This is a genomic window from Iningainema tapete BLCC-T55 (assembly GCF_014698965.1).
Classification (GTDB): Bacteria; Cyanobacteriota; Cyanobacteriia; order Cyanobacteriales; family Nostocaceae; genus Iningainema; species Iningainema tapete.
The window spans coordinates 15,720-27,927 of sequence record NZ_JACXAE010000085.1 but is presented as its reverse complement, the minus strand read 5'-3'; the positions used below and the strand labels follow the sequence as shown (position 1 = coordinate 27,927).

The following is a 12,208-nucleotide window of genomic DNA, read 5'->3' as shown; positions in this document are numbered from 1 at the left end:
ATAAATATGTACCAAGACGACAAAGAAGACACAACAATTTACAAAGTTGTAGTCAATCACGAAGAACAGTATTCCATCTGGCCTGTTGATCGAGAGAACCCACTTGGGTGGAAGGATGCTGGTAAAAGTGGTCCCAAACAAGAATGTCTGGATTATATCAAAGAAGTTTGGACTGACATGAGACCGCTTAGTCTCCGCAAAAAGATGGAGGAAGCAACGAGCAGTTAGCTATAATGCATTTAAATTAGTCATCAGATAAACTCCCATTCTCCGCTTGAACGTAAAAGCTGTTTCTATGAGCAAGTGGAAGCGCGACAGTGAAAACAGAACCTTGTCCAACTCCTGGGCTGGTTGCTTGTACAGTTCCGCCATGAAGCTCAACGAGGTGCTTGACGATGGAAAGCCCTAACCCCAAACCGCCAAACTTTCTAGTTGTGGAAGAGTCGGCTTGGCGAAAACGCTCGAAAACATACGGTAAGAACTCAGGTTTTATACCCAAACCCGTATCACTTACCGTTAACTCGATGTGTGAATTTATCTTCTTCAGTGACACCTGTACTTTTCCACCACTTGGGGTGAACTTGATGGCATTAGAAAGGAGATTCCACAATACTTGTTGTAATCTATTCGCATCTCCAATCATGGAAATCGAATCATTTAAAACTGTTTGAAGTTGTATGTCTTTTGCTTGTGCAGCGGGGACAAAAGATGCGATCGCCACCTCAATCACCGAGCTAAGATTAATTTTTTCCACATTAAGTATAATCTTACCCGAAATTATTTTACTCATGTCGAGCAAATCTTCAATAATCTGAGCTTGCGATCGCGAGTTTCTCTCAATCGTTTCCAACCCCTTATTTAACTGAGCAGAACCAACGTTTCCCTTCCGCAGAATGTTGCTCCAACCAAGAATAGCGTTGAGCGGTGTTCTCAGCTCGTGGGATAGAGTTGCTAAAAATTCATCTTTAATCCGCCCAATTCGCTCTGCTTCTTGACGAGCTGCCCTTTCGCTCTCCAACTCCGCCTCGCGGCGTTCTTCCTCCAAACGGGATCTGATTGCTTCCTGCCGCAGCCGAGCCATTTCCAAAGTCGCCTTGACACGAGCCAAAAGTTCTCTCGCGCTAAACGGCTTCACCAAGTAGTCATCTGCACCTGCCTCCAGCCCCTCGACACGAGATTCCTCTCCTGCACGAGCCGAAAGCAGAATGATTGGCACAGAACATGTACGCTGATTTTGGCGTAGTTGGGTAAGAAGACCAAATCCATCTAGTTTCGGCATCATAACATCACTTAGTACCAAATCTGGTACTTGTTCCGATACCGCAGCTAATGCTGCTTCACCATCTGCCACAGCGACAACTTCATACTGTTTTTGCAAAAGCTTGCACACATACTCACGCATATCGGTATTGTCATCTGCCAAAAGTATTGTTGGTTTAGAAGAGTTAGTGAGTAATTCTTCATTCTCCCCCACTCCCTCACTCTCCTTCTCCCCTTCTCCCTCTGGCAACCACCGCAACGCTTCTTCAAGGAACGCATCAGCCCGAATATTTGTAGGAGTAAGTGTACTACCATTGCCAATTTTGTCTGCGCTTAAATGATCTTTGCCACGCAAAATGGAAACACTGAAAGTACTCCCAGCACCGTAAACGCTTTGTACCCGCACAGTACCACCATGAAGAAGAGCGAGTTGTTGCACCAGTGCCAGACCAATTCCCGTGCCTTCGTAAGTTCGACCTTGCGTTCCTTCAATGCGGTAGAATCTCTTAAATACATTGTCAATCTCAGATTCAGGAATACCGCAACCTGTATCTTCAACTTCGAGGACGATGTTCTCCCCAATTATACGCTGACGAACCGCAATGTAACCTTGTTGAGTAAATTTCAAAGCGTTTGAGAGTAAGTTCAGGACAATCTTCTCCCACATGTCCCGATCTACATAGACTTGTTCGGGTAAAGTTGGACAATCGACTATTAATTGTAATCCTGCCTTTTCAATCGCTGAGCGGAATACACTAGCAAGATCTGTAGTCAATGTTGCCAGATCTGTAGGTTCGTAGACAGCTTGCATTCTACCTGCTTCGATCCTTGAGAAGTCAAGCAGTGTGTTGACAAGTTTGAGCAGTCTAAGACTATTGCGGTAAGCAACAGTAATGCGCTCACGCTCTTGAGTTGGTAGTTGGGGATTAGAAAGAGCATCTTCCAAAGGACTGAGCATCAGCGTGAGTGGAGTACGAAACTCATGACTGACGTTGGAGAAGAAAGCAGTTTTTGCTCGATCAAGTTCGGCAAGCATTTCCGCACGCCGCTTTTCTTCCTCGTATGCTTGAGCGTTGCGTATAGCTACGGATACTTGAGCAGCAAGAAGTTCGTAGAAAGATCTGTATCCTTCGTCGAGCGCTCGGTTGGGACTTACTCCTGCAACTAAAACTCCCAGTGGCGCTGTCTTTTCCGATGATGCGAGCGGCATGACTAAAGCTGCACGGGTAGGCTCGTTCCAAGGTCCTCCTGGTAGCGACTCATAGCGCTCCACCCCTTCAACTAAAATAGTTTCACCTGTTGCTGCTGCTTTGAGCGACCATATATCTGTTTCGGATGCGGAAAGATCCACAGATTCTGGACTTAACAGATCGCTTGATAGCATCTGTATTCTACCACGAAGAGTTAGTTTTCCATCTGGTTCGCGCAAGTAAATGAGGGCAAATGGCACATCAAGGGGATGAGAGGCGATCGCATCTGCTACATCTTTGCACGTAGTTTCTACACTCCGCGTCTCCCCTGCTTTTGATGCCAAATCCCGCAGCAGCCGTAACCTGCGTTCACCCAATACCTGCTGAGTAACTTCACTGCAGACGCAAAACATCCCGACAATTTGCCCTGCATCATCTTCCGCCGGAGCGTGAGATAGGCTAAAATAAGATTCTTCACGGTAGCCCGACCGCTCCAAAACAAGCATCTGTGCTTCAACCCAGTTTGCCACACCTGTTGCCATGACCTCATCAATCATTGGTCCGAGGGTGTCCCATGCTTCAGATAGGGTAATTCTAATATCAGTACCAAGAGCAGCCGGGTGCTTGTCACCGATTAGCTTCGAGTAGGCGTCATTGTAGAACTGGATAAGATTATCACCCCAAATTAGGATCATTGGGTATCGTGACGCCAGAAGGATCTTAACGGTACTTTTTAGGCTTTGCGACCATGTTTCAACTGCACCTACAGGTGTGCTTGCCCAGTCAAATTCCCGCATCAGTGTCCTCATCTCACCTACACCTGGGAAAGTATCAATTCTCTGCCCGTCATTCATCTGTCTTCCCTTCTGCCTTTCTATTGGACGTGAGAATTTTGCTTGCTGGTCGAAACAAGGAAAGAAGCTCTTGTAGTAATGTTTTATGGGGGTGTCTTGATTTGACTCCTTCTACCATTCTATATGCCTGCTTGCTTATTTTTATGCATCCTCGGAAAAACATTATTGAAATCTTTTCAACTTTTTTGCTACTTGCTGGCGATCGCTTCGCTGGTTGGGCGACGGATGCTAGGTTGCGTCGTAGTATACAAAACGTAATCAAACAAACTCCACAAGAAATGCAAGAAAACTTTTGGGTACTTTTCTGGTATAATCGTTGGCAAAACCTAGAAGCTAAAATAGCCAAAGAACATCTGATTGCTTACTTACAAGAAGCCTGCTACTGGACAGCACAAAGAACAGCAGCCAGTTTTGTAAGTAGTCAGTACAAACTCTCCGACTGTTTTCAAATCGCGATTACCTCGGTTGATAAAGTCCTCAAGGGTTTTAAGCCCAATCAAGGTCATAATCTGAAAAACTACGCCAGTGTCATTTTTGGTAGTGCGATTCGGGAAACTTTACGACAACGCCAAGAAGTTGATATTTGTACCGATTGGGGGATGTTACGTAAAATTAGTCAAAAACGGATGATCGAGGCTTTGCAAGCTAGTGGTTTATCTACAGAAACTATTTCTGCTTACATCACCGCTTGGAACTGTTTCCGGTCTATATATATACCAACACAAGCTAACACTACTCGTCAACTGTCTCGACCTGACGAGCAAACTTGGTCAGCCATTACTCAAGCTTACAACACCCAATCTCCAGAGCAGATAGGGGCAAAAACTTTAGAATTTTGGTTGCAAAATTGTGCCAAAGCGGCACGCAGTTATCTTTATCCCAATTTGACATCGATAAATACGCCCAATGGTAGTGACGATTCAACTAATTGGTTAGATAATATACCAGCCACTGAACAGGATTCCTTACTCAATGAAATTATTACTCAGGAAGAGCAACAAACAAGAGTTGAGCGGCAGTCTGAGATTAATCAGTTGTTAAAAGCGGCAGTTTCCCAACTAGAATCATCAGCACAAGAGATTTTACGGCTCTATTACCTAGAAAAACTGACACAGCAGCAAATTGCCAAGCAATTGCAAATTCAGCAGTACACAGTCTCGCGGCGATTGACAAAAACTAGGGAATCTTTACTACAAATGCTGGCAAAATGGAGTCAAGACAATCTGCATATTTCTGTTACGTCAGACATATTAAAAAGTACTAGTGCGGTAATGGAGGAATGGCTGCAGGCTCATTACAATTCGTCTTCATTACCTGAAGAAAGAAGAAAAGATAGTGGAGAATGAAGAAATTCTTTCTTGACGATCGCTTCTTTCTTCTTTTTTCCCTATTCCTTAAGTAACCATTATGATAGAACCTGCCATTTTTACTTTCGCTTCCTCTACCGATCTTATTCTAGAAATACCACGAGAATTTCAGAATCAAGTTTGGCATCAAAGTGAATTTTTTTCTAACCCTACTTCTTTTTACCAAGCTTATTTGAATAAACTTTGCCTTAACGCTGTTTTGTCATGGTTTCAAGAAGATCTCGCCTGGAGGCGTGCAGTACCTTGGCCTTGTACTAATGTATTATACAGTTTTTGGGAACTGGTGAATGGAACTGCAATCACATCAGATGGAACGAAATTTGTGTTGATTCCCTCAGAAGCTATGGATGTGAGCGAAATACGAGTAGCCCAAGAATGGGTAGACATTCCTAGCTGGGCGGGGGATTATTATTTAGCAGTACAAGTTGAACCAGACGATTGTTACGTGAGAGTTTGGGGCTACTGTACCCATGAACAACTTAAGCTTCGGGGAACTTACGATCCAAGCGATCGCACTTATTCCCTTGAAGCCGCTGAAATTATTACTGATATCAGTGCTTTGGCAGTAGCGCGGCAACTTAATCCTCAAGAACCAACACAGCATAAGTTAGCACCATTACCAAAAATATCATTAGAACAAGCACAAAATCTGCTTACCCGTTTGGGAAACTCGATCATCACACCGAGATTATTGCTGCCTTTTCAAATTTGGGGAGCTTTTATTGAGCATGGGGGTTGGAGACAAAGCTTGTATCAAAGACGCTTGGGATTACCAGAACAATGGTCTGTTCTCCAATGGCTCAACAACGGAGTTTCTCAACTTGCCAGTGCGATCGGTTGGGCTACCTTTAGTATACAACTTAGAGGTGCTTCTGCCCGTAGTGTTGAACAATTACAATCAACAGCAGCCATCACTCGTCAGCTAGTTATTGCTGGTCAATCTTATGAATTACTAATTATACCACAAATCGGAAAATTGACAACTTGGCGCTTTGAATTGCATAACTCAGCCACAGGCGCAGCCGTTCCCGGTGGCTTTAAACTCAGATTACTGACCGAAGATTTGCAGGACTTCCCTAACAATGAAGATACCGCCATCACTGCCGTAGAACAACTCTTTGTCGAAGTTGCACTACAACCAGGCGAGGGTATTGTTTGGGAAATAGAACCACGTCCCGAAAACTATGACCAAGAAATATTGAGATTTTAACCTATGAATTGGCTTTTTTATGTTGTAGTGTGGAGAATCATTCCAGCGATCCATTACCAAATAAAAAGCCATGAGAGAAAATCCCAAACAAAAAATGCGCATATGGGCGATGTTATGTCATCTCTCGGCTTTGTTATGGGTGCCATTAGTTTCTCTATTATTTCTTGGTATTCCTTTGTATTTACCATTTCTTAGCACTTTGGGACCATTGATTATTTGGCGGTGGAAAAAAACTCTAGACCCCTGGATTGATTTTCAAGGTCGAGAAGCCCTGAATTTTCAACTGTCACTCTCGATCTATGCTTTAATTGTAATCGTACTTTCTTTAGTCATGGTTGTAATGACATTTAGTATTGCTTTGACTACTAATTTAACAACCAGGCAAATAAATACAATTTTTAATGTTTTAGTAACATGTCTTATTACACTAATTTCAGTATTAATGATCGCACAATCTGTTTTAGTCGGTTTTGCAGCAGTTAAAGCATATAAGGGGCAGCATTATCGTTACCCTTTTACAATCAGATTTTTAAGGTAGAGACGCCCCACCGGGGCGTCTGTACATGGCAATGTCGGGCGTCTGTACATGGCAATGTCGGGCATCAGTAGATTAGTAAATGGTATAAATGTATGAATCAAAATGTGATTGGCGTTGCAGTTGTGGGTACAGGATTTGGTCAAAAAGTTCACATTCCAGGATTTGAAAATTATCCTCGCACACAGCTAGTTGCGGTTTATCATCGAGATATAGAAAAAGCTAGAGCGATCGCACAAGCACACAATATTCCCCACGCCTGCAACACATTAGCAGATATATTAAAGCTACAAGAAGTGCAAGCAGTTAGCATTTCCACACCACCGTTCTTGCATTATGAAATGGCAAAATCAGTACTGCAAGCCGGAAAACACTTATTACTAGAAAAACCTGTTACCCTGAATGTCAAGGAAGCCAAAGAATTATACCAAATAGCACAACAAAAAGGTGTAATTGCTACTGTAGATTTTGAATTTCGCTTTGTACCGGGATGGCAATTATTTTCTGAACTTTTAGCAGAAGGCTATGTTGGTTCTCAACGTTTAATTAGAATTGATTGGTTGGGTTCTTCTCGAAGTAACGCACAACGTCCTTGGAACTGGTATTCGCTTCAAGAGCAAGGTGGCGGTGCATTAGGATCTTTAGGTTCTCATACTTTTGATTATATCCACTGGTTATTTGGTTCTGTACGCAGATTAAACGCTCATTTTACTACAGCTATTCCCCAACGTCCAGATCCTACTACCGGGGAATTAAAGCCAGTAGATTCAGATGACACCTGTATGCTCATGCTAGAGTTAGCTTCGGGAACACCTTGCCAAGTTTCGATCAGTGCTGTAGTTCATGCACAGCGCACCCATTGGCTAGAAGTTTATGGTGACAAAGGTACTTTAGTGTTGGGAAGTGAAAATCAAAAAGATTACATACATGGTTTCCGTGTTTGGGGTAGTCAACCAGGGAAACCGTTAACTGAGATGGAAATTCCCAATCGATTATTATTTCCCAAAAATTACGCTGACGGTCGTGTTTCTGCTTTTATTCGTGTAGTAGATAATTGGGTACAAGCAATAGATCGAGGAGAGGCGATCGCACCATCCCTACGAGAAGGCCTATACTCTCAGTTATTAATGGATTTAGCACATCAATCAAATGCCACTTCCACTTGGGTAGATGTACCAAGCTTGGCAGAATTTCTTGTTGTATGAATTACCATTATTTGAACTATTGTGATGATACTAACATCCGGTTATTGGTTCTCTTCGCCCAATTCCAAGCTCAATTAATTTATCTTTAACACCAGTAGGAAGAGTACCGCAGTAATAGTAATGTTTGTGCATAATATCAACAAGATAGAATCCTTCTTTACCACCATTAATTTTACCGAGTTGACTGGCAGCTTCACGCATACTCATACCAAAAGACGTAAACAAATCATCCAGCGACATAGATGGTAAGTTAAGCGGGTTGTAAAAAGACTCACCTTTAACAAAATGCCATTGAGTACCACAACGGCGCACAACGCGGTAATAAACAGGTGCAACAATATATGCGTCTAAATCATTCATGGTGCAAATGTTAGAATAGTGGATGAAACAGCCCCTAGCACCGCTGCGCAAAAGTCAAAAGTCAAAAATCAAAAGTCAAAAGTTTATTTATTCAACCTTTCTTTAAATTTGTATCATAATTAGACATCGACCGAATTTAATTATGCGTCAATTCAAACCCCTGTAGAAACGCGAAATACGAAGTCTCTACATTCTTTTTCGGAGATGTCTATTTACTATATAATTTCTTATTAATAATGCTAAAATACTAACATATTTTAAGTTTTAAAATACTTAATTTTGACTTTTGACTTTTGACTTTTGAATTCCCCGTAGGGGCTGGCTCCTCTCTCGCCTCATCATCATCGATAACGTTTGACTCGCCAGTTATAATGTTTTGGCGTTCCCAAAAACTGCGAAACAACCGTAACTATACAACAACAGGGTCAAATACGTTTCGACGACCGTTACCTTTGTTAGTCAGACTTTTTACCTCCTTTTTTTAGTTGTACGGGAAGGATTCATTTCCTCCACAATTAATATTGTATCCTAGTTAACCGGGAATCATTAACAATTTTATAATTGATTAACTGTGGTTATGATGGTTTTATAATCTAGTATGTGTTTTCGTTTATGAGCAATCCTAATCCAGTACAAACACAGGCATTTAAAGATCGACAATATCAAGGGTATACAGAGGATTGGTTAAACGAGCCTCTGGCAAAACAGGTGACTGGTGTAAAACTACCACAAAGCATTTACGAAGCATTGCGAAGTCTTAGTGCAGAAGAAAGAGTTAAGTATTTAAGACGGGTAATATCCGAAGCAGTTAAACGAGATTTATTAGCTAAAGAAGAATGAAAATAGTCAAGAAATAGAGGATCTGCGTGCCAATAAAAACCTATAACCTTGATTGAGAGGGCGATCGCACCCACTAGAAGCGCTCATACTCATTATTATTATGTGCATATCTTGTACTACTTTATGTTAACGTGCTGACTATTAACATATAACTAGTCAACACATTAAGTATTTAGGAAAAGTTTAATTGGCAGTAACCGACTTAGCCTGACTTTGCTCTTTGACAAGTCTTCTCCCCCACGGTTTTAGAAAAGAGATGCCAATGATGGCAAGAAGACAAAGAACCTGCACGAGCGTACCAATGAGTACACCTCTAACATCAAACATATAAAGCGGATTTTGCAATGCTTGTAGTTTTTGCTCTTGAGAGATAGCAGTCGCAGTATTTGCCCAAGGAAAGAGCCAGAATGTACCAAAGACAATCAGAAAAACAGTCGCAATCCACTTGGCAATTACCCAGTAAAACTTGAAAAATCCCCAGACGGTTAACCAGCAAAGCAATGTGCCAGTTACCAAAGAACCGATCGCCGATGGAATGACAACGAAATCATCCAACAGGTTAATAGCTGAGTTGAGAGCATACAGAATATCAGGATTGGTTGAATGTTGGTTCCTCCATGCTAAGAGCAACATACTTAATACAGTTCCAGTCCAAAGCGCAGCGAAACTAACATGAAACGTTAGTAGCCAGTTTTTCTGCTTGACACTGAGTTTTGGAGCCTTCTCCTTGACATTAGATTTGGGCATATTACTGTCAAGCTTGATATCGTGTGTTGACATGTCGTTCTCCTTTTTCCGGTGTTACTTAACAGGTTGATAATTAATACGTTAAATAATTAGCTCCAGTTTTCCCAGCGATCGCCAGATAACGCTTTAGGAAAAATTCAGCACAATGCGATCTAAGATTTTTTCCATGTATTCACGCTCAGAATCGGAAATTCCAGCAAGAGCTTTTTCAATTACTTCTTGTCCCAATGGGGGTAAGACTTCTTTTAAGTTCTCACCCTCAGGAGTCAGCCAAATTCTCACTATACGCCTATCTGAGGCATCACGCTCTCGACGCACAAGGTGACGTTCTTCCATCCGATCTACAACACCAGTTAATGTCGCACCTAACTGCCCAAGTTTCTCGGCAATCACCGAGGTAGGCAGCCCATCCTCCTCCCACAGACAACATAGTACCAACCAATGAAAGGGAGTAAGACCAAAAGGTTCTAGTCTTCCCAAAAAATCGCGGTACATTAGCTGTGACACCAGTTTGAATCTGTAACCCATGTCGTAGGGTGCTAAGACACGACGCCACTTTTTCAGAAATTCTTGGTGCGTGGACGAATTAGACATTAAAGGGTTGTTGTCTTTTGGAGCCGTTCTTTTTACACTATAAATAGTAAACACATATTTAGTCAATATATTAAGTAATTTTCCACTTTGCTTCAATTGACACCGACAGTAGGGACACAATAATCTGCGTGTCCCTACCAGTAGGGTTTCTAAACAAGAAGCGTTATAAAGTTGTAGTTTGAGCTTATTCTTCCATTGGGGCGAACTCAACTTCATGAAGTTGCTTCTGCTCAAGGAGTTTGCTGATATATTTGTCTCCCCACTCACGCATCAACAACAAAATTGGCTCAAGGCTTCGACCAAATTCTGTCAAGGAGTATTCTACTTTGGGGGGAACTTCAGCATAAACCTTACGCTCCACCACTCCATCACGTTCTAGTTCACTTAATCCAACCAACTTAGCGAAGGCACATGCTCAACTTGAATCTGGAACAACAATTGGAAAATTGGTTTTCTCTGAAATTGAACGCTAGCAGGGACTTTTGCCATCCCAAAGGTAAACACCAATTTTACAGTATTCCTGAAATCCTATGCGACGATAAACGCTCACCCCCATTGGCGCAGCTTACAGCGTTCCTATTTGGTATCCCAGATTACTAGCTTCCTGTAGAGCCGCTAACACCATTGTTTCAGCATCTTTGACTTGGGCGAACGCTAACTGTGATCGGAAGATTTGTTCTGGTATTGACAAATCAATTGCCATTAATCATTCATTTCTTTCAATGTAGCTAATGCGGAAGGAGAGAGGCGACTGAGATAGCGGAATATCCAGTATTTAAAGATAGTATCTAAAATTACCGGAAATGTAGCGATAAACAGAAATATAGCACTTTCATTAGCTGGTAGACCTAAATGTTCTGCCAATCCAGACAATAAAACCTCCCATCCATGAGGAGAGTGGAACCCGACAAATATATCTGTAAATAAAATAATTATAAAAGCCTTAGCACTATCACTCAAACCGTAAACAATTTCGTCTATAAAACTTTTAACAATAGCAATTTCTGTTTTACTCGTAACAATTACAAACCCAAAAGCTAATAATGAAAGTAAATCAGCACACACATTACTAATCGCTTCAGTACTCTTTTCCCGAAATTCATTGGCTATTTCAACTGCTCTTTGTTTTACTTTTTCTTCTACTACTTCTTGAGCAAGGGAATGATTTTCCTGAATTAGGTTTTCAAATTTCAGTCGCTCTTCAAAAAATTTTAATTCTTTAAATGCTTTTTCTTCCATTTCGGAGTTAAGGAAGATTTGTGCTGTCTCACCTCTGGTTTTCTCTAAAATAGGAGCGATGAAAAATGGCTTAGATAATTGCTGAGTTAAAAGAGGTACAATAATTAATAATGCTAAAAATCTTACCGCTTTTCTTGTTCTAGCTTTAGAAATTTGGAAGTTTCTAATAAACTCCTGTTCTGCTTCAGGGGAAATTTCGTTGATGATTTTAGTAATTGTTCTTCCTATAGATCTGGGAAAAACACCAGTTTTTTGTAGCACTGGATCAACTTTAACCATTTCTAAATCAGATACATCTGTTTGTTTATTTACTAGATTCTGATTAATTGATATGGTTGGAGAATTTGTAATTAGAGGCTGACCAATAATATGTTCTTCTTTAGGTGTGTATTTGACTATTACTTCATCAATAAATTTCAGCTTTTCTAAAGAATCATTATGATAATTATTTAATAGCGATCGCGACATTTTAAATTCAACTAGTTTCGCCCTAATAATCCCTAAGTATTTATCAAGCTGTTCTTGCCAATAAGCAATTACATTTTCTGTATAATTAGCTGTATCTAAATAAATTTGCTTACCTTCAAAGTGTTCATTTTCAATTTTTTTAATTGCCTGAGCCGCTTCATAAGCTTCTAAAAGCGCTCTGTCTGGTATGTGCGATAACCATCTATTACTACCGCTCCAGTATTCTTTCATTCTTTGCCAGAATAAACTTATATTTATTGTTAATAATGAACCAATCATAATAAATAACCATTTGCTGTATACATTACTGTTGCTCTAAATTTTAGCCTAAAAATGACA

13 protein-coding genes are annotated in these 12,208 nt (G+C 41.0%); 6 read left to right on the top strand and 7 right to left on the bottom strand.

Annotated features, from left to right (window positions below; translation table 11 throughout):
• Nucleotides 1-6 precede the first annotated feature (6 nt).
• Nucleotides 7-228 (top strand): MbtH family protein, encoded by a 222-nt coding sequence (locus ICL16_RS27875; protein ID WP_190834661.1) that lies wholly within the window; start codon nt 7-9, stop codon nt 226-228.
• 16 nt (nt 229-244) lie between these two features.
• Here the strand turns inward: ICL16_RS27875 and ICL16_RS27870 are convergent, their stop codons facing one another.
• Complete coding sequence (locus ICL16_RS27870; RefSeq protein ID WP_190834659.1) at nt 245-3,304, bottom strand: ATP-binding protein; 3,060 nt, start codon at nt 3,302-3,304, stop codon at nt 245-247.
• Between the two features lie 143 nt (nt 3,305-3,447).
• On the opposite strand from ICL16_RS27870, the gene ICL16_RS27865 reads away from it, so the two are divergent.
• The 4 genes from ICL16_RS27865 to ICL16_RS27850 all read left to right on the top strand — a co-directional run bounded on the left by ICL16_RS27865 (nt 3,448) and on the right by ICL16_RS27850 (nt 7,621).
• Nucleotides 3,448-4,650, top strand: coding sequence for a sigma-70 family RNA polymerase sigma factor (locus ICL16_RS27865; protein WP_190834657.1), 1,203 nt, complete (start codon nt 3,448-3,450; stop codon nt 4,648-4,650).
• A 61-nt stretch (nt 4,651-4,711) separates the two neighbouring features.
• A complete protein-coding gene (locus ICL16_RS27860; protein WP_190834654.1) occupies nt 4,712-5,881 on the top strand; it encodes a DUF1822 family protein in 1,170 nt (389 codons plus the stop codon).
• A 70-nt stretch (nt 5,882-5,951) separates the two neighbouring features.
• Entirely contained in the window at nt 5,952-6,419 is a 468-nt protein-coding gene (locus ICL16_RS27855; protein ID WP_190834651.1) for a DUF4870 domain-containing protein, read from the top strand.
• A gap of 92 nt (nt 6,420-6,511) precedes the next feature.
• Entirely contained in the window at nt 6,512-7,621 is a 1,110-nt protein-coding gene (locus ICL16_RS27850; RefSeq protein WP_190834650.1) for a Gfo/Idh/MocA family protein, read from the top strand.
• Between the two features lie 30 nt (nt 7,622-7,651).
• Here ICL16_RS27850 and ICL16_RS27845 read toward each other — a convergent pair whose 3' ends face one another.
• Entirely contained in the window at nt 7,652-7,981 is a 330-nt protein-coding gene (locus tag ICL16_RS27845; protein WP_190834648.1) for a hypothetical protein, read from the bottom strand.
• Between the two features lie 612 nt (nt 7,982-8,593).
• Between ICL16_RS27845 and ICL16_RS27840 the strand changes: the two genes are divergently transcribed.
• Nucleotides 8,594-8,821: a hypothetical protein gene (locus tag ICL16_RS27840; RefSeq protein ID WP_190834646.1), complete on the top strand. Its 228-nt coding sequence runs from the start codon at nt 8,594-8,596 to the stop codon at nt 8,819-8,821.
• 183 nt (nt 8,822-9,004) lie between these two features.
• On the opposite strand, the gene ICL16_RS27835 is transcribed toward ICL16_RS27840, so the two are convergent.
• The 5 genes from ICL16_RS27835 to ICL16_RS27815 form a co-directional block, all read right to left on the bottom strand.
• The gene (locus ICL16_RS27835; RefSeq protein WP_420485310.1) at nt 9,005-9,601 is read right to left on the bottom strand and encodes a hypothetical protein; all 597 of its coding nucleotides are present in this window, start codon (nt 9,599-9,601) and stop codon (nt 9,005-9,007) included.
• 93 nt (nt 9,602-9,694) lie between these two features.
• Nucleotides 9,695-10,162, bottom strand: a complete 468-nt coding sequence (locus ICL16_RS27830; protein WP_190834644.1) for a MarR family winged helix-turn-helix transcriptional regulator — start codon at nt 10,160-10,162, stop codon at nt 9,695-9,697.
• 184 nt (nt 10,163-10,346) lie between these two features.
• Nucleotides 10,347-10,559: a winged helix-turn-helix transcriptional regulator gene (locus tag ICL16_RS46960; protein WP_190834642.1), complete on the bottom strand. Its 213-nt coding sequence runs from the start codon at nt 10,557-10,559 to the stop codon at nt 10,347-10,349.
• 168 nt (nt 10,560-10,727) lie between these two features.
• Complete coding sequence (locus tag ICL16_RS27820) at nt 10,728-10,865, bottom strand: hypothetical protein (protein WP_190834641.1); 138 nt, start codon at nt 10,863-10,865, stop codon at nt 10,728-10,730.
• Nucleotides 10,865-12,148, bottom strand: a complete 1,284-nt coding sequence (locus ICL16_RS27815) for a proton extrusion protein PcxA (RefSeq protein ID WP_190834638.1) — start codon at nt 12,146-12,148, stop codon at nt 10,865-10,867. The genes ICL16_RS27820 and ICL16_RS27815 overlap by 1 nt, the downstream gene beginning before the upstream one ends.
• Between the last annotated feature and the right edge of the window lie 60 nt (nt 12,149-12,208).